Genomic DNA, 18,551 nt, shown 5'->3' on the forward strand with positions numbered 1-18,551 from the left:
ACGGCCATCCTCGCCCCCATGCTGTGCTCATGGATACCACAGCTCCCCAGTTCGACAACCGCCTGCTGAATCTGCTGCCGGGCGATCCCGAGTCCGGCCCGCGCCGGCGCGAAGTGCTGGGTGCGGCCTGGTCGCCGGTGATGCCGACGCCTGTTGCAGCGCCGGTGCTGCTGGCCTGGTCGCCGGAGGTGGCCGGTATGCTCGGATTCGATCCTGCGCAGGTCGATGATGAAGGCTTCGCCCAGGTGTTCGCTGGCAACGCGCTGTATGCGGGCATGCAGCCGTGGGCGGCCAACTATGGAGGCCATCAGTTCGGGCATTGGGCCGGGCAGCTGGGTGATGGTCGCGCCATCTCGCTGGGCGAGTTGATCGGCGCCGATGGCAGGCACTGGGAACTGCAGTTGAAGGGCGCCGGGCCCACGCCGTACTCGCGCGGCGCCGACGGCCGTGCGGTGCTGCGCTCGTCGATCCGCGAATTCCTGTGCAGCGAGGCGATGCATCACCTCGGCGTGCCGACTACCCGCGCCCTGTCGCTGGTCGGCACCGGCGAGGACGTAGTGCGCGACATGTTCTATGACGGTCATCCGCGCGCGGAGCCCGGCGCGATCGTCTGCCGGGTATCGCCCTCGTTCCTGCGTTTTGGCTCATTTGAACTGCCCGCTTCACGTGGCGAGACCGCACTGCTGAAGCAGATGGTCGACGCCTGCATCGCCCGCGATTTCCCGGAACTGAAGGGGCAGGGCGAAGCGCTTTATGGCGACTGGTTCGCACAGATCGCCGTGCGTACCGCAGAGATGATCGCGCACTGGATGCGCGTCGGTTTCGTGCATGGGGTGATGAACACCGACAACCTCTCGGTGCTCGGCGTGACCCTGGACTATGGCCCGTATGGCTGGGTCGAGGACTTCGATCCGGACTGGACGCCGAACACCACCGATGCGCAGGGGCGTCGCTATCGTTTCGGCACCCAGCCGCAGGTGGCGTACTGGAACCTCAGCCGTCTGGCACAGGCGCTGTCGCCGTTGTTCGCCGATGTGCAGCCGCTGCAGGCAGGGCTGGCCGCCTACCAGGCGACCTTTGTCGCCTGCACCCGTCGCGATGTGGCGGCCAAGCTGGGTCTGGCAGCGGCCGACGATGCCGATCTGCAGCTCTACCAGCGTTGGCAGCAGCTGATGCAGGACGGTGGCATGGACATGACCCTGGCATGGCGTGCGCTGATGCGCATCGATGCCAATGCACCCGATGCGGGAGTACTGGCCGAAGTCTTCTACGAAGCCGAGCTGCAGCACGCGGTGCAGGAGCCTCTGCAGCAGTGGCTGCAGGATTACGCGGCCCGGCTGCGTACCGATCCGCTGCCGGCACCAGAGCGGTTCGCGAAGATGGGCGCAGCCAACCCGCTGTATGTGCTGCGCAACTGGCTGGCACAGGAAGCGATCGATCGCGCCGAACAGGGCGACCTGGGCGGTGTGCACGCCCTGCAGGACGTGCTGCGTGATCCATACACCGAACGCCCGGGGCTGGAGCATTACGCCGGCAAGCGCCCAGCGTGGGCAGACAATCGCGCAGGCTGTTCAATGCTGTCCTGCAGTTCCTGAGGATGGGTTTTGGCAGGGCTGCGCCCTGCACCTGCAGAGGCCAGGTCAACAGCCAGAGCAAAAGCTGGATTCCGTGGTTTGGCGGGGCGGTGTCGGAGTGCGGGGGCGCCGCAAGTACGTCCTTGTAGGCTTGGCAGCCGCTTGCTCGTGTGCGCGCTCCTGCGCACACGGCAAGACCGGGGTTGGGCAGGACGCCCCGCACTCCGACACCGCCCCACCTCCGACAGATTCCCGCTGCTGTGGGTAGGTGTCGACCTTGGTCGACACGGTAGATCCACGCCATGCGTGGATGCTCTTCGTTCAATTCTCGAAATATTCGATTTCGATAGAGATTCATCCACGCATGGCGTGGATCTACTGGCTACCGGCAAACTGTCGAAGGCGGGGCACTGTGGGTTTGCGGGGTGTGAGCCGCATGGATGCGGCGACCAAGCCTCCATGGACGGATTCACGGCGCCCCCGCAGACCCACAGTGCCCCGCCATCCCACGGAATGCACGCCGTTGCTGTTGCTTCGGCTGTTGCTGCTGCCTCTGCAGGTGCCGGGCGCAGCCCGGCCGAACCGCTCAACAGGCAGCCGGCGCCCGGAACAGGTACCCTATGCCGCCATCAGACAACCGAATCGCCATGACCGACGCCATCGTCGCTCCTCAGTGGGCCTCGCGCCTGCGCGACATCGCCGACTTCCCCAAGCCGGGCATCCTGTTCAAGGACATCATGCCGCTGCTCGCCCACAGCGAGGACTTCCGTGGCGCGATCGCAGCGATGGCCGATCGCTGGCGCGGGCAGAAGCTGGACGCGGTGGTCGGCATCGAATCGCGTGGCTTCATTCTGGGCGCGGCCATGGCGCTGGAACTGGGCGTCGGCTTCGTGCCGGTGCGCAAGCCGGGCAAGCTGCCGGGCAAGGTGCTGCGCGAGGAATACACCCTGGAATACCGCAGCGACTGCATCGAAGTGCATGCCGACGCGCTGCCCGCAGGTGCGCGCGTAGCGATCATCGATGACGTGCTGGCAACCGGCGGCACGCTGGTTGCTGCGTTGTCGCTGGTGCGCCGCCTGGGCGTGGAAGTAGTCGGCGCCGGCGTGCTGGTCGAGCTGGACGGCCTGGGTGGCCGTGGCCGCTGGGAAGCGGATCTGCCGCTGCACACCGAACTGGTGTTCTGATTCCGGTAGCTGCCAACCTTGGTTGGCACCGCATGGATGGGCCAACCAAGGTTGGCCACTACCAGGTCAAGTCGCTGCCAACCGTGATTGGCAGCGCTCCTTCAATCACATCATCCGCACGCGGAACCGTCGGCCCTTGATCTTGCCGGCTTCCAGCTTCGCCACCGCCTTGTTGACCTGCTCGCGGGCGATTGCTACGTAGGAGCGGGTCGGGAAGATCGCGATCTTGCCGATGAACTTGGCCGACAGGCCGGCGTCGCCGGTGAGTGCGCCGAGGATGTCGCCCGCGCGCAGCTTGTCGGTCTTGCCGCCATCGATGCGCAGGGTGCGCATCGCCGCCTGCGGCAGCTCGGCCGGGCGCGACGTCGCCAGCGGTGTTTTCTGCCAATCCAGCGGCTCGCCGCGCTGCGCTTCGATGGCGTCGGCGCGGTTCTTTTCGCGGCCTGCCACAAGGCTGATCGCCAGGCCACTGGCGCCGGCACGACCAGTACGGCCGACACGGTGCTGGTAACTCTCGACGTCGGTCGGCAGCTCGTAGTTGATCACTGCTGCCAGCTCTTCCACATCCAGCCCGCGTGCGGCGACGTCGCTGGCAACCAGCACGTTGCAGCTGCGGTTGGCCAGGCGCAGCAGCACTTCCTCACGGTCGCGCTGCTCCATGTCGCCATGCAGGGCGAGCGCGGAGAAGCCGAACTGCTGCAGCGAGTTGGCCACTTCGTCCACGTCCTTGCGGGTGTTGCAGAACACCACGGCCGATTCGGGCGTGTACTTCAGCAGCAGGCCGGCCAGTGCCTTCTGCCGGTGCGCTGGTTCGACCTCGCAGAACAGATGACGGATGGCCGGCGCCTGATCGGCGCCTTCCACGGTCACTTCCACGGCATCGCGCAGCAGGTCACGGGCCATGGCGCGAATGGTGTCGGGGAAAGTGGCCGAGAACAGCAGGCTCTGGCGATCGCGGTGGGTACGGCCGGCGATCTCACGGATCGGCTCTTCGAAACCCATGTCGAGCATGCGGTCGGCTTCGTCCAGCACCAGCGTGCGCACGGCGCCCAGATTCAGTGCGCGCTTGCGCGCCAGTTCCTGCACGCGGCCGGGCGTGCCGACCACCACGTGCGGATCGTGGCTTTCCAGCGACGCCAGCTGCGGGCCCAGCGGCGTGCCGCCGGTCAGCAGCAGCAGCTTCAGGTTGGGGATGCCGGTGGCCAGCTTGCGGATCTGCTTGGCCACCTGGTCCGCCAGCTCGCGGGTGGGGCACAGCACCAGCCCCTGCACGCGGATCAGGCTGGGGTCGATGGACTGCAGCAGGCCCAGGCCGAAGGCCGCGGTCTTGCCGCTGCCGGTCGGGGCTTGGGCGATGACATCGCGGCCATCGAGGATGGCGGGCAGGCTCTGTGCCTGGATCGGCGTGAGGGTGGTGTAGCCGAGGGCATCCAGGCCGGGCTGCAGGGCCGGGCTCAGCGGCAGGGTCGAGAAATCAGTCATGGCGCATTGTACCTGTGCGCGCGGCCGGTCCCGCCGTCGTTCACGATTGAGGGGGCGCCCGGTAGCGGCCGACCTTGGTCGGCACCTCGGCCGAACGTCCTCTCAGCCCAGCCCGAGGGCCTCCAGCTGCGCGGCCATCGCCTGCAACTGCTCCGGGGTGGCCGGCTTTCCCGCAGCCCTGGGCTCCAGCAGCAGCTGGTGGAACCACGGGTTGGCGTGCTGTGTATCGAAGTCGAACGAACAGGTCGCCTGCTCGCCCATCACCGCCTGCACGATTCCGATCAGCGTGTCTTCGGCTTCGTCGACATTGCCCGGCCCATAGCGATCATCCAGCAGGCGCAACGGGATCGGCAGCAGGGTGGGAGATGCGGGCATGCCTCAAGTCTAACGATCCACGTTGGACAGGAGCAGGAGGCGACTCAGGCCGCGTCAACATGGAACTGGATCAGGCCGCAGTGCAGGCACTCGAACGTGTAGAAGCCGATATCTCCACCGGGCGCGTAGTCGCTGACCAGCTCCGACCAGAGTATTTCGTCGGCGCTATTGGCCGCGCACCATGCCGCGATGGTCGTTGCCGAGGCCTGACTCACCTGTTCCATGGTGGCGTCGCCCAGGAAGCGGCAGACATCACTGCAATGTGCCAGCCATTTTTCGCCTTGAAAACTGACGTAGCCTGGTGTGCGCAGGGACAGCTCTTCCAAGGCGGTTTCGGGCACTTCTTGGTCGACATCCAGACTGCAGGCAAATGCCACATCCAGTGCCGACGCTGCACGGCCATCGGCAATGCACCAAGGGCAGATCTGCTCTGAATAATCTTCGCGCCCTGCGTGGATGGCATCGCGCAGGTACACGTATCCACGCGCTTGCTGGCAGACCCTGCAGGCAGCCGAGGACGGCCCCACGTTGCCCGTCGCAACCGGGTCCGGGTGGTAGCGGAAGTTTGGAAAGTCATTGATGCTCATGGCGTCCATCCAGTGCAGCGCAGGGGACGTTCTTGTACGACCTGCGGATGGTCCAGGCAAGCTGGGAGGGTCGCTCAGCCCAGCACCGCCAGCACGCCCTGGTGGATCGCCAGGCCGCCGAACAGCAGCCAGCCGAACAGGATCAGCGCCAGCAGCAGCGGCTTCAGGCCGGCCTGGCGCAGGGCTGAGACGTGGGTGGTCAGGCCCAGTGCGGCCATCGCCATCGCCAGCAGCACCGTATCCAGCTGCACCAGTCCTGCCAGCAGCCCGGCCGGCAGCAGGTGCAGCGAATTGAGGCCGGCAACCGCCACGAAACCGAACGCGAACCACGGCACCACGATCCGGGCCTTGCCACCGTCCGCCGTCGCCTTGCCGCCACGCGCCAGCCACAGCGACAGCGCGATCAGGAACGGTGCCAGCAGCATCACCCGCACCATCTTGGTGATGACGGCGGTATCGGCGGCCGGCTCGCTTACCGCGCGTCCGGCAGCGACCACCTGTGCGACTTCGTGCACGGTCGCGCCGGTGAACAGGCCGTACTGCTGCGCGTCCATCGCCAGCCAGCCATGTGACTGCACCAGCGTGTACAGCGCGGGATACAGGAACATCGCCACCGTTCCAAACACCACCACCGTCGATACCGCTACCGTTACCTGCGCGGCGCGACCGCGCACCACCGGTTCGGCGGCCATGACGGCGGCCGCACCGCAGATGGCACTGCCGGCACCGATCAGCATGGCTGCCTCGCGCTCCATCTTGAACACCCGCACGCCCAACCAGCAGGCCAGGCCGAAGGTGCTCGCCACCACCAGCACGTCCATCAGCACGCCGGCGACGCCGACGTGGCCGATGTCCTGGAAGGTCAGCCGCAGGCCGTACAGCACGATGCCGGCGCGCAGCAGCCAATGCTTGGAGAAGCCGACGCCCGCCGCGCTGGCAGGGGCCAGCCGTGGATAGAACGTGTTGCCGACCACGATGCCAGCGACGATCGCCACGGTCAGCGCGCTCAGGCCGTGCGCCTGCAGCCAGGGCAGCTCGGCCAGATACAGCGAAGCAGCCGCGACCACGCCGACCAGCAGCAGGCCGGGCAGCCGCGGCTGCCAGCGCTGGCGCAGGGCGGGCAGGGACCAGGAGGAGAGAGCAGGGGCGTTCATGGCAGTGGAAGGGTCTGGAGAGGCCATGCCAGCGTGCGCTCACATCGGTGACCAGTAAAACGAATAATATTGGTGAAAATTACCTATACAGCAGGTTGAATGTGCGCCTGACCCTCCGCCAGCTGCAGGTCTTCGTCGCCATCGCCGATCACGGCAGCACCACGGCCGCCGGCCAGGCCATCGCCCTCTCGCAATCGGCCAGCAGCGCCGCGCTGCAGGAACTGGAGGCGCATTTCGGCACGCCGCTGTTCGACCGCATAGGCCGTCGTCTGGCGTTGAACGGCCACGGCCGGGCATTGCTGGAACCGGCGCGCGCGCTGCTGGTCAATGCCGCCGATCTGGAGCGGCAGTTGGCGGCGGGCGGTGACCCGGCCCAAGGCGCACCACTGCGGCTGGTACTGGCGGCCAGCACCACCATCGGCAACTACCTGCTGCCGCCGCGTATCGCCGAACTGCTGCGGCAGGCGCCGCAGGCCGAGGTCGATCTGCGCATCGACAACAGCGCAGGCGTGGTGGCGGCCGTTCAACGGTTGGACGTGGATGCAGGATTGATCGAAGGCCCATGCCACGAACGCGGACTGCAGGTGACTGCCTGGCAGCAGGACCCGCTGGTGATCGTGGCAGCGGCGGATGCGCCTCCGCGCTGGTCGCTGGATGAACTGCGCGCAGCGCGTTGGCTGCTGCGCGAACCCGGTTCAGGCACCCGCGAGGCCGTTGAACAGGCGCTGCTGCCGCATCTGCGCGGCTTCGCGCAGACGCTGCAGCTGGGCAATACCGAAGCCATCAAGCAAGCCGCCATCGCCGGTCTCGGCCTGGCCTGCCTGTCCCGCCACGCGCTGGAAGAACCGCTGGCCCTGGGCCGCCTGCGCATCCTTGAAACGCCATTGCCCGCCCTGCAACGCACGCTGTGGCTGGTACGCCACCCCGGCAAGCGATGGTTGCCGGGCCTGCAGGCGTTGTTGGGGGAAGTGGAGTAGTCCGCCGCAATCCAGTCGATTCCATCGATTCATCCTGCGGCGATCATCCACGCATGGCGTGGATCTACGTGTCGACCAAGGTCGACACCCACCAAGAGCAGGCCATGCCATTCCGACAGATCTCGGGAAACTGTCGAAGGCGGGGTGGGTCCGGTTGCGGGGGCGTGAGCGCCATGGATGGCGCGACCGAGCTTACAGGGACGTACTTGCAGCGTCCCCCGCAACCGGACCCACCCCGCCATCCCCCAGGAAACCGGCTCTGGCTGTCGCCGTTGAGGTTGCCGGCCAGCGGCCGGCACTACCGGGGGTGCCGGGCGCCGCCCGGCCAAGCCCCGCAACCCGCTACAATGGTCGGATGCCTCTGATTACTCTGCAAAACGTCGACTTCAGCGTCGGCGGCCCCCTGTTGCTGGAAAAAGCCGAACTGTCGATCGAGCCGGGCGAGCGTATTGCCCTGATCGGCCGCAACGGCGCCGGCAAATCGACCCTGCTCAAGCTGCTGTCCGGCGACCACAAGCCCGATGACGGCGAAGTGCGCGTGCAGCAGGGCGTGCGCGTAACCCGCCTTGAGCAGGAAGTGCCGCATGGCGCCGCCGGCAGCGTGTTCGACGTCGTCGCCGACGGCCTGGGCGAACTGGGCCAATGGCTCGCCGAATTCCACCACCTCAGCCACGCCGACGTGTTCGATGGCGAAGCGCTGGGCAACGTGCAGGCGAAGATCGATGCCGCCAACGGCTGGGGCCTGGATCAGCGCGTCAGCGAGACCCTGACCAAGCTCGACCTCGATGGCGAAGCGGAGTTCGCGCGCCTGTCCGGCGGCATGAAGCGCCGCGTGCTGCTCGGTCGCGCGCTGGTCTCCAGCCCCGATCTGCTGCTGCTGGACGAACCGACCAACCACCTGGACATCGAAGCCATCGACTGGCTCGAAATGTTCCTCAAGAACTGGAACGGCAGCGTGGTGTTCGTCACCCATGACCGCCGCTTCCTGCGCGCGCTGGCCACCCGCATCGTCGAGATCGATCGCGGCCAGGTCACCAGCTGGCCGGGCGACTGGGCGAATTACGAGCGCCGCCGCGAAGAACGCCTCAATGCGCAGGCGCAGGAAAACGCACGGTTCGACAAGCTGCTGGCGCAGGAAGAAGTGTGGATCCGCCAGGGCATCAAGGCACGCCGCACCCGTGACGAAGGCCGCGTGCGCCGCCTGAAGGCGATGCGCAACGAGCGTTCGGAGCGCCGCGACCTCAGTGGCAACGTCAAGATGGAAGCGGCCCAGGGCGTGAGCTCGGGCAAGAAGGTCATCGACATCAAGGACATCTCGTTCGCCTTCGGTGATCGCACGATGGTCCGCGATTTCTCCACCACCATTTTGCGCGGCGACCGCATCGGCCTGATCGGCCCCAACGGCAGTGGCAAGACCACGCTGCTGAAGCTGCTGCTGGGCGAACTGCAGCCGCAGAAGGGTGAGGTCAACGCCGGTACCAACCTGCAGGTCGCGTACTTCGACCAGTACCGTGCGGTGCTGCGCGAAGACTGGAGCGCGATCGAGAACGTGGCCGAAGGCCGCGATTTCCTCGAGTTCAACGGCAAGCGCAAGCATGTGCACGCCTACCTGCAGGACTTCATGTTCACCCCCGAGCGCGCGCGCGCGCCGATCACCCGCCTGTCCGGTGGCGAGCGCAACCGCCTGCTGCTGGCCAAACTGTTCGCGCAGCCGTCCAACCTGCTGGTGATGGACGAACCGACCAACGACCTGGACGTGGAAACCCTGGAGCTGCTGGAAGAGCTGCTGGGCGAATACAACGGCACGTTGCTGCTGGTCAGCCATGATCGTGACTTCATCGACAACGTGGTGACATCCACCCTGGTGATGGAAGGCGATGGCGTGATCGGTGAGTACGTGGGCGGCTACAGCGACTGGCAGCGTTACGCGGCCAGCGTCGCTGCCGCGCCTGCGGTGGTGTCCGCGGCCAAGTCCGCTACCGCTGCGCCGGTGGCGGCTGCGGAACCGGCTGCGCCCAAGCGCAAGCTTGCCTACAAGGAAGCGCGCGAGCTGGAGCAGTTGCCCAAGACGATCGAAAAGCTCGAAGGCGATGTCGAAGGCCTTACTGCAGCGATGAACGATCCGTCGTTCTACACGCGCAGCAGCGCCGAAGTGACCGCGCACACCCAGCAGCTGGCCAAGGTGCAGGCCGAACTGGATGCCGCGTACGCGCGCTGGGAAGAGCTGGAAGGCTGAGCGAGAGCCGGGTCATGCCCGGCTCAGTAGATCCACGCCATGCGTGGATGTCTGGATCAGTGCGGACCAAGGTCCGCACCCACCAAAGCTGATTCCGCACCCACCGGGGGCCCGGCGGTCATTTAACCCCGTGCAGATCCCGCAGCTGGCTCGTGCGGCTGCCAAAGTACGCCGCCAGATCGGCGATGTCCTGATCGCTCAGGTCCTTCGCCTGCGGAGTCATCAACGCGTGCTGGCGGTCACCGGCACGGTAGGCCTGCAGCGCGTGCGCCAGGTAATCGCCGTATTGCCCACCCAGCTTCGGGTAGGTCGGATCGATCGGCGCATTGCCGTCGGCACCGTGGCAATCGATGCAGCTCTGGCTGGTGGCCTTGCTCTTGACCTTGGCGCGGGCCTCACCGGCGGCTTCACGCCCGGCAGGCAGGCCAGCGGATGAAGACGATCCGTGCTCGCCGCTGGCATGGCCGGGATCGCCGGCGGATTTCTCGCTGTTCTCCACCTGTGACTGCGAGCAGGCCGCCAGCAGCAGGGCGACGGACAGGGCGATGGCGTGACGCAGTGGATGCGCGGCTTTCGACATGGGCGGGCCTTACTTGACGGTGGACAGGTAAACAGCGAGATCGGCGATCTCCTGTTCGCTGAAACTCATCGACTGTGCCTGCATCGTGGGATGCCGGCGCTTGCCCTGGCGGTACTCGGTCAGGGCCTGGGTCAGGTACTGCTGGGTCTGGCCACCGATCTTCGGTACCCGGTAACTGGGGTAGGCGTTCTTGTAACCGGTGATGCCGTGGCAACCCTGGCAGGTATAGGCCAGCACACGGCCATTGTCGAAACTGCCGGTGGGCGTGGCGGCCGCCGGCACAGGGGCCGTAGCCGGTGCCGGGGCGGGTGCTGCAGGAGCAGAAGCAGGAGCGGGCTGTGCGGCGGCCCCGAGGGGCAGGAGGACGGCCAGAGCGAGACAAGCGGCGAGCGGCTGCGGGCGCATGGTGTCTTTTCCGGGGATTCGGGTCTGGTCGTTCCGGCGTGGGGTACGGAACGACCCGAGTATAGCCTCAGGTTTCATCTAGCTGAAATGGGGTTGGCCCGACCGGCGGCGTGAAGGCACCATGACCTTTGGGATATGGTGTTGCCGTGAAGTGGTGCATTACTTTGCTACCACACCTGCCCACGCATCCTCCAGGGATCTGACGATGTCGCACCAAACCTTCCTGCCCGGCCCCCGCAGCGGACTCTGCGCTGCCGCGCTGCTGCTCTCCACCTCCCTGCTGCTGAGCGGTTGCGCCGCTGGGCCCAACAACGAGGCCAAGGCGGCCGAGACCAAGGACGAGAAGAAGGTCGACGCAGTGCCGGTGGAAGTGGCCGTGGCCAGCCATCGCGCAGTGGCCGCCAGCTACACCGGAACCGCAGCACTGGAGCCGCGCGCCGAATCGCAGGTGGTTGCCAAGACGTCGGGCGTCGCGTTGGCGGTGCTGGTCGAGGAAGGGCAGCGGGTCAGCGCGGGGCAGCCGCTGGTGCGGCTGGATCCGGACCGCGCGCGCTTGTCCGTAGCGCAGAGCGAAGCGCAGATGCGCAAGCTGGAAAACGACTATCAGCGTGCACAGAAGCTGGTCAGCCAGCAGCTGGTCAGTGCGGCCAGCGTCGACCAGTTGCGCTACGACCTGGAAAACATCCGCGCCCAGTACCGCCTGGCCACGCTGGAACTGTCGTACACCACCGTGGTCGCACCGATTTCCGGCGTGATCGCCTCACGGTCCATCAAGACCGGCAACTTCGTGCAGATCAACACGCCGATCTTCCGCATCGTCGACAACTCGCGGCTGGAAGCCACCCTCAACGTGCCCGAGCGTGAGCTGGCGACGTTGCGCGCAGGCCAGCCGGTCACGTTGTCGGCCGATGCGCTGCCGGGCCAGACCTTCACCGGCGTCGTCGACCGCATCGCACCGGTAGTGGATTCGGGCAGCGGCACCTTCCGTGTGGTCAGTGCCTTCGATGGCGCCGCGCAGTCGCTGCAGCCGGGCATGTTCGGCCGCATCCGCATCGACTACGACCAGCGTGCCGATGCGCTGGTGGTGCCGCGCCTGGCACTGCTGGACGATGGTGAGCCGGCGGTGTTCCGGGTGCGCGAGGGCAAGGTCGCGCGGGTGCCGGTCAAGCTTGGCTACGCCGAAGGGCCCTGGGTGGAGATCCGTGAGGGCCTGGCCGCTGGCGACCAGATCGTCACCGCCGGCAAGGTCGCCCTGCGCGATGGCACGGCAGTGCAGGTGATCGCCGATCCGAAGGCCAAGGCGAAGACGGTAGCCACCTCGGCCAAGCCGGCAGAGAAGGCCGGGAGCACGCAATGACCGCGCCCGGCCACGACCACGGTGCCTCGCCAGGGAGCGACGGCGCCGCCGCAGGCATGCGTGGCGGCCTGGTGGAGTTCGCCACCCGCCGTCGCGTCACCATCGCCATGTGCACGGTCACCCTGCTGCTGTTCGGCCTGATTGCGCTGGGCAACCTCAAGGTCAACCTGCTGCCGGACCTGAGCTATCCGACGCTGACCGTGCGCACCGAGTACACCGGTGCGGCGCCGACTGAAATGGAAACCCTGATCACTCAGCCGGTCGAAGAGGCCGTGGGCGTGGTCAAGAACCTGCGCAAGCTGAAGTCGGTGTCGCGCACCGGCCAGAGTGATGTGGTGCTCGAGTTCGCCTGGGGCACCAACATGGACCAGGCCAGTCTGGAAGTACGCGACAAGATGGAAGCGCTGAACCTGCCACTGGAAGCCAAGGCTCCGGTGCTGCTGCGCTTCAATCCCTCCACCGAGCCGATCATGCGCCTGGTGCTGTCGACCAAGGCCGCGCCTGCGACCGACGAAGAAGCGATCCGTGAACTGACCGGTCTGCGTCGCTATGCCGATGAAGACCTGAAAAAAAAGCTGGAGCCGGTCACCGGCGTGGCGGCGGTCAAGGTCGGCGGTGGCCTGGAAGACGAGATCCAGGTCGACATCGACCAGCAGAAACTGGCCCAGCTCAACCTGCCGATCGACACCGTCATCAAGCGGTTGAAGGAAGAGAACATCAATATTTCCGGCGGCCGTCTGGAGGAGGGCTCGCAGCGCTTCCTGGTGCGTACCGTCAACCAGTTCGCCGACCTGGAAGAGATCCGCAACCTGCTGGTCACCACCCAGGCATCCAATGGCAGCGCGGCCGACTCGGCGCTGCAGCAGATGTTCAACATCGCGGCCTCGACCGGCTCGGCTGCGGCGGTTGCTGCTGCGTCGGCTGCGCAGAGCGCTTCGTCCGGCGGCGCCTCCAGCGTGGTCGCCAACGGTGTGCCGGTGCGCCTGAAGGACGTGGCCACCGTGCGCCAGGGCTACAAGGAACGCGAAGCGGTCATCCGCCTCGGCGGCAAGGAATCGGTCGAACTGGCGATCTACAAGGAAGGCGACGCCAATACCGTTGCCACTGCCGAGGCGCTGCGCAAGCGCCTTGAGCAGATCAAGGCAACGTTCCCGGCCGATGCCGAACTGACCACCATCGAAGACCAGTCGCGCTTCATCGAGCACGCCATCGCCGACGTCAAGAAAGATGCGGTGATCGGTGGCCTGCTGGCGATCCTGATCATCTTCCTGTTCCTGCGAGATGGCTGGAGCACGTTCGTGATCAGCCTGTCGTTGCCGGTCTCGATCATCGCCACGTTCTTCTTCATGGGCCAGCTCGGCCTGAGCTTGAACGTGATGTCGCTGGGCGGTCTGGCACTGGCCACGGGCCTGGTGGTGGATGACTCGATCGTGGTGCTGGAGAGCATCGCCAAGGCGCGCGAACGCGGCCTGGGCATCCTGCAGGCGGCGATCGCTGGCACCCGCGAAGTAAGCATGGCGGTGGTTGCTTCCACCCTGACCACCATCGCGGTGTTCCTGCCGCTGGTGTTCGTCGACGGCATCGCCGGCCAGCTGTTCCGCGACCAGGCGCTGACCGTGGCGATCGCCATCGCGATCTCGCTGCTGGTGTCGATGACCCTGATTCCGATGCTGAGCTCGCTGAAGGGCCGGCCGCCGCTGGCATTCCCGGAAGAAGCCGCGGCTGAGCCGTGGCAGCCGCAGAGCCGCTGGCAGAAGCCGGTCGCGCTCGGCCGTCGTGGTGTGATGGCAACGATGCGCTGGAGTTTCTATGCGCTGGCATGGTTGGTGGTGCGCCTCTGCCGCGGCGTGGCTGCAGTGGTCGGCCCGGTGATGCGCAAGGCCAGCGACATCGCCATGAAGCCATACGCCGGTGCTGAGCGTGGCTACCTGCGGCTGCTGCCAGGTGCGTTGGCCCACCCCGGCAAGGTGCTGGGCCTGGCTGCACTGGCGTTCGTCGGCACGATGGCATTGGTGCCGATGCTCGGTGCCGACCTGATCCCGCAGTTGGCGCAGGACCGTTTCGAAATGACGGTCAAGCTGCCGGCCGGCACGCCGCTGAAGCAGACCGATGCACTGGTGCGCGAGCTGCAGTTGGCACACGGCAAGGGTGAAGGCGTGGCATCGCTGTATGGCGTCAGCGGCAGCGGTACCCGCCTGGATGCCAGCCCGACCGAGAGCGGCGAGAACATCGGCAAGCTGACCATCGTGATGGAAGGCGGCGGCAACCCGCAGACCGAAGCGGAGATCACCGAGCGCCTGCGCGACACCATGGGCCAACACCCGGGTGCGCAGGTGGACTTCGCGCGGCCGGCATTGTTCAGCTTCTCCACGCCGCTGGAGATCGAACTGCGCGGACAGGACATGGCCACACTGGAAGTGGCGGGCCAGCGCCTGGCGGCGCTGCTGCGTGGCAACGCGCACTACGCCGACGTCAAGTCGACCGTGGAAGAGGGTTTCCCGGAAATCCAGATCCGCTTCGACCAGGAGCGTGCCGGTGCACTGGGCCTGACCACGCGGCAGATCGCCGACGTGGTGGTGAAGAAGGTGCGCGGCGATGTGGCCACCCGCTACAGCTTCCGTGACCGCAAGATCGACGTGCTGGTGCGCGCGCAGGAAACCGATCGTGCCAGCGTGGAGAGCATCCGCCGGTTGATCGTCAATCCGGGCAGCACCCGTCCGGTCACCCTGGACGCAGTGGCTGATGTGGTCGCCACCACCGGCCCGAGCGAGATCCATCGCGCCGACCAGACCCGGGTTGCCGTGGTCTCGGCCAACCTGCGCGACATTGACCTTGGCGCGGCCATGCGCGAAGTGCAGCAGATGGTGTCCGAACAGCCGCTGGGCGCGGGCGTGGGCCTGCACATCGGCGGCCAAGGTGAGGAGCTGGCACAGGCAGCGAAGTCGCTGATCTTCGCCTTCGGCCTGGCGATCTTCCTGGTCTACCTGGTGATGGCCTCGCAGTTCGAATCGCTGCTGCATCCGTTCGTGATCCTGTTCACCATCCCGCTGGCGCTGGTGGGCGCGATCCTTGCACTGATGCTGACCGGCAAGCCGATCTCGGTGGTGGTGTTCATCGGCCTGATCCTGCTGGTCGGTCTGGTCACCAAGAACGCGATCATCCTGATCGACAAGGTCAACCAGCTGCGCGAGGCCGGCGTGGCCAAGCACGAGGCGCTGGTGGAAGGCGCCCGCTCGCGCCTGCGGCCGATCATCATGACCACGCTGTGCACGCTGTTCGGCTTCCTGCCGCTGGCGGTGGCAATGGGCGAGGGCGCCGAGGTGCGCGCACCGATGGCGATCACCGTGATCGGTGGCCTGCTGGTGTCGACGCTGTTGACCCTGCTGGTGATCCCGGTGGTGTACGACCTGATGGATCGGCGCGGTGATGCCTACTACCGCGAACGTGGCCGCAAGCATGCCGGTGAGGGCCTGCGCGGCGCCGAGGGCAGTGCAGCGGGCGCGGAGGAACCGGCATGAGCATTGCCGAGTTCTCCATCCGTCGGCCGGTCACCACCATCATGTGTTTCGTGTCGCTGGTGGTGGTCGGACTGATCGCCTCGTTCCGGCTGCCACTGGAAGCGCTGCCGGACATCTCCGCACCGTTCCTGTTTGTGCAGATTCCGTATACCGGCTCCACCCCGGAAGAAGTCGAGCGGACCATCATCCGCCCGGTGGAGGAGTCGCTGGCGACGATGACCGGGATCAAGCGCATGCGCTCCTCGGCGACGTCCGAAGCCGCGTCGATCTTCATCGAGTTCAGCGACTGGGACCGTGACATCGCCATCGCCGCATCCGACGCGCGTGAGCGCATCGATGCAATCCGCAGCGATCTTCCCGACGACGTGCAGCGCTACAACGTGTTCAAGTGGTCCAGCAGCGACCAACCGGTGCTGAAGGTGCGCCTGGCCAGTACCACCGACCTGACCACCGCCTACGACATGCTCGACCGCGAGTTCAAACGGCGTATCGAACGGATTCCGGGCGTGGCCCGGGTCGAGATCACCGGTGCGCCGCCGAACGAGGTGGAGATCGCGATTGATCCGAACCGCCTGAACGCCCACGGCCTGAGCATCAACGAGCTGAGTGATCGCCTGCGCACGCTGAATTTCTCGATCTCGGCCGGGCAGATCGATGACAACGGCCAGCGCGTGCGCGTGCAGCCGGTGGGTGAGATCACCGACCTGCAGGAAATGCGTGATCTGGTCATCAATGCCAAGGGCCTGCGCCTGGGTGACATTGCCGACGTGCGGCTGAAGCCGGCGCGCATGAGCTACGGCCGCCGCCTGGATGGCAATCCTGCCGTCGGCCTGGACATCTACAAGGAGCGCAGCGCCAACCTGGTGGACGTCTCACGCGGCGCGCTTGCCGAGGTTGAAGCGATCCGCGCGCAGGACTCGATGCGCGATGTGCAGATCAAGGTGATCGACAACCAGGGCAAGGCGGTGACGTCGTCCCTGCTGGAGCTGGCCGAGGCCGGCGGCGTCGGCCTGATCCTGTCGGTGACGGTGCTGTTCTTCTTCCTGCGCCACTGGCCGTCCACGCTGATGGTGACCCTGGCCATTCCGATCTGTTTCACCATCACCCTCGGCTTCATGTACTTCGCCGGCGTCACGCTCAACATCCTGACCATGATGGGCCTGCTGCTGGCCGTGGGCATGCTGGTCGACAACGCCGTGGTGGTGGTCGAGAGCATCTACCAGGAACGTGAGCGGCTGCCGGACCAGCCACGCCTGGCCTCGATCATCGGCACCCGCAACGTTGCCATCGCGCTCAGCGCCGGCACCTTGTGCCACTGCATCGTGTTCGTGCCCAACCTGTTCGGCGAAACCAACAACATCAGCATCTTCATGGCGCAGATCGCGATCACCATCTCGGTCTCGCTGCTGGCCTCCTGGCTGGTGGCGGTCAGCCTGATCCCGATGCTGTCCGCACGCATGGCCACACCGAAGCTGGTGCATTCGCAGACCGGCGTGATCGCGCGCCTGCAGCGTCGATACGCGCAGCTGCTGGACTGGTCACTGCGCCATCGTGGCTGGAGCCTGCTGGGCATCCTGCTGGTGGTGCTGGTCAGCCTGGTACCGATGAAGCTGACCAAGATCGACATGTTCGGTGGTGATGGCGGCAAGGATATCTTCATCGGCTACATGTGGAAGGGCGCCTACACCTACCGGCAGATGTCCGAGGAAGTGGCGCGCGTCGAAGCCTGGGTCGAGGAGAACCGCGAGCGCCTGCACGTGCAGCAGGTCTACTCCTGGTACAGCGAACAGGAAGGCAGTTCGACCGTGGTCACCCTGGACGAGAAGTACGCCAAGGACATCAAGGCGCTGCAGGAGGAGCTGCGCAAGGGCCTGCCGAAGTCTGCGCGCACCGACTACTTCGTCGGCAACCAGGGCGGTGATGGCGGCGGCGGTGGCGGCAACCAGGGCGTGCAAGTACAGCTGGTCGGCGACTCCAGCGCGATGCTGCAGGAGATCGGCCAGGAAGTGCTGCCGCTGCTGGCACAGCGCACCGAGCTGCGCGATGTGCGTATCGACAATGGCGAGAAGGGCGGCGAGCTGAAAGTGCACGTCGACCGCGAGCGCGCGGCGGCGTTCGGCTTCAATGCCGAGCAGGTGGCCAGCTTCGTCGGCCTGGCGCTGCGCGGTGCGCCGATGCGCGAGTTCCGTCGTGGCGACAACGAAGTGCCGGTGTGGGTGCGCTTTGCCGGTGCCGAACAGAGCAGCCCCGAAGACCTGGCGGGCTTCAGCGTACGCACCGGCGATGGCCGCAGCGTGCCGCTGTTGAGCCTGGTCAGTGTCGACGTGGGTTCATCGGCGACCCAGATTGGCCGCACCAACCGCCAGACCACGCTGACCATCAAGGCCAACCTGGCCGAGAAGATCACCGCGCCGGACGGCCGCAAGGCCATGGAAGCAGTGCTCAAACCGATGAACTTCCCGGCCGGCTACGGCTTCACCTTCGACGGTGGCGACTACGGCGATGACAACGAGGCGATGCAGCAGATGGTGTTCAACCTGCTGATCGCGCTGGTGATGATCTACGTGGTGATGGCCGCGGTGTTTGAATCGCTGCTGTTCCCGGCGGCGATCATGAGCGGCGTGCTGTTCTCGATCTTCGGCGTGTTCTGGCTGTTCTGGATCACCGGTACCTCGTTCGGGATCATGTCCTTCATCGGCATCCTGGTGCTGATGGGCGTGGTCGTGAACAACGGCATCGTGATGATCGAGCACATCAACAATCTGCGCCGGGGCGGGATGGGGCGTACCGAGGCGCTGGTCGAAGGCTCGCGCGAGCGTCTGCGCCCGATCATGATGACCATGGGCACAGCGATCCTGGCGATGGTGCCGATCTCGCTGACCGATACGCAGATGTTCGGCAACGGGCCGGAGTACTCGCCGATGGCGCGTGCGATTGCCGGTGGCCTGGCGTTCTCGACCGTGGTCAGCCTGCTGTTCCTGCCGACCATCTACGCGGTGCTGGATGACCTGCGCAATGCGGTGGTGCGCCTGATCCAGCGCGCCCGTGGGCTGGAGAGGGTAGAGCCGGGCGCTGCCCGGCTGTAATGCACAACACAACGTGTTTGTGGTGGGGGGAGACCG

13 protein-coding genes are annotated in these 18,551 nt (G+C 66.3%); 7 read left to right on the forward strand and 6 right to left on the reverse strand.

Annotation, left to right across the window (positions count from 1 at the left end; all coding sequences use genetic code 11):
* Positions 1-29: 29 nt before the first annotated feature.
* Both AC27VL_RS05120 and AC27VL_RS05125 read left to right on the forward strand, forming a co-directional pair.
* On the forward strand, positions 30-1,595 hold the full coding sequence (locus AC27VL_RS05120) for a protein adenylyltransferase SelO (RefSeq protein ID WP_488765711.1): 1,566 nt from the start codon (positions 30-32) through the stop codon (positions 1,593-1,595).
* A 626-nt stretch (positions 1,596-2,221) separates the two neighbouring features.
* Positions 2,222-2,758, forward strand: coding sequence for an adenine phosphoribosyltransferase (locus AC27VL_RS05125; RefSeq protein ID WP_108265793.1), 537 nt, complete (start codon positions 2,222-2,224; stop codon positions 2,756-2,758).
* Positions 2,759-2,863: 105 nt separating this feature from the next.
* Here AC27VL_RS05125 and dbpA read toward each other — a convergent pair whose 3' ends face one another.
* The 4 genes from dbpA to AC27VL_RS05145 all read right to left on the reverse strand — a co-directional run bounded on the left by dbpA (position 2,864) and on the right by AC27VL_RS05145 (position 6,356).
* Positions 2,864-4,240, reverse strand: a complete 1,377-nt coding sequence (gene dbpA, locus AC27VL_RS05130) for an ATP-dependent RNA helicase DbpA (protein ID WP_089240500.1) — start codon at positions 4,238-4,240, stop codon at positions 2,864-2,866.
* A gap of 102 nt (positions 4,241-4,342) precedes the next feature.
* A complete protein-coding gene (locus AC27VL_RS05135; RefSeq protein WP_488765712.1) occupies positions 4,343-4,615 on the reverse strand; it encodes a hypothetical protein in 273 nt (90 codons plus the stop codon).
* A gap of 44 nt (positions 4,616-4,659) precedes the next feature.
* Positions 4,660-5,202 carry a CbrC family protein gene (locus AC27VL_RS05140; RefSeq protein ID WP_165376907.1) on the reverse strand — a complete coding sequence of 181 codons (543 nt, stop codon included), beginning with the start codon at positions 5,200-5,202 and terminating at the stop codon, positions 4,660-4,662.
* Between the two features lie 74 nt (positions 5,203-5,276).
* Positions 5,277-6,356: a YeiH family protein gene (locus tag AC27VL_RS05145; RefSeq protein ID WP_488765713.1), complete on the reverse strand. Its 1,080-nt coding sequence runs from the start codon at positions 6,354-6,356 to the stop codon at positions 5,277-5,279.
* A gap of 101 nt (positions 6,357-6,457) precedes the next feature.
* On the opposite strand from AC27VL_RS05145, the gene AC27VL_RS05150 reads away from it, so the two are divergent.
* Positions 6,458-7,333 (forward strand): LysR family transcriptional regulator, encoded by an 876-nt coding sequence (locus tag AC27VL_RS05150; protein ID WP_488765714.1) that lies wholly within the window; start codon positions 6,458-6,460, stop codon positions 7,331-7,333.
* A gap of 355 nt (positions 7,334-7,688) precedes the next feature.
* A complete protein-coding gene (locus tag AC27VL_RS05155) occupies positions 7,689-9,569 on the forward strand; it encodes an ATP-binding cassette domain-containing protein (protein ID WP_100552300.1) in 1,881 nt (626 codons plus the stop codon).
* Positions 9,570-9,687: 118 nt separating this feature from the next.
* On the opposite strand, the gene AC27VL_RS05160 is transcribed toward AC27VL_RS05155, so the two are convergent.
* Both AC27VL_RS05160 and AC27VL_RS05165 read right to left on the reverse strand, forming a co-directional pair.
* Positions 9,688-10,149 (reverse strand): c-type cytochrome, encoded by a 462-nt coding sequence (locus AC27VL_RS05160; RefSeq protein ID WP_099821251.1) that lies wholly within the window; start codon positions 10,147-10,149, stop codon positions 9,688-9,690.
* 9 nt (positions 10,150-10,158) lie between these two features.
* Positions 10,159-10,554, reverse strand: a complete 396-nt coding sequence (locus AC27VL_RS05165; RefSeq protein WP_089240512.1) for a c-type cytochrome — start codon at positions 10,552-10,554, stop codon at positions 10,159-10,161.
* A gap of 205 nt (positions 10,555-10,759) precedes the next feature.
* On the opposite strand from AC27VL_RS05165, the gene AC27VL_RS05170 reads away from it, so the two are divergent.
* The 3 genes from AC27VL_RS05170 to AC27VL_RS05180 are packed head-to-tail and all read left to right on the forward strand — an operon-like array spanning position 10,760 to position 18,515.
* Complete coding sequence (locus AC27VL_RS05170; protein ID WP_100552302.1) at positions 10,760-11,911, forward strand: efflux RND transporter periplasmic adaptor subunit; 1,152 nt, start codon at positions 10,760-10,762, stop codon at positions 11,909-11,911.
* Positions 11,908-15,429 carry an efflux RND transporter permease subunit gene (locus tag AC27VL_RS05175; RefSeq protein WP_488765715.1) on the forward strand — a complete coding sequence of 1,174 codons (3,522 nt, stop codon included), beginning with the start codon at positions 11,908-11,910 and terminating at the stop codon, positions 15,427-15,429. Before AC27VL_RS05170 ends, AC27VL_RS05175 begins: the two co-directional genes overlap by 4 nt.
* The gene (locus tag AC27VL_RS05180; protein ID WP_488765716.1) at positions 15,426-18,515 is read left to right on the forward strand and encodes an efflux RND transporter permease subunit; all 3,090 of its coding nucleotides are present in this window, start codon (positions 15,426-15,428) and stop codon (positions 18,513-18,515) included. The genes AC27VL_RS05175 and AC27VL_RS05180 overlap by 4 nt, the downstream gene beginning before the upstream one ends.
* Positions 18,516-18,551: the final 36 nt, after the last annotated feature.

This window comes from Stenotrophomonas sp. 14P6.2.3 (assembly GCF_057799055.1).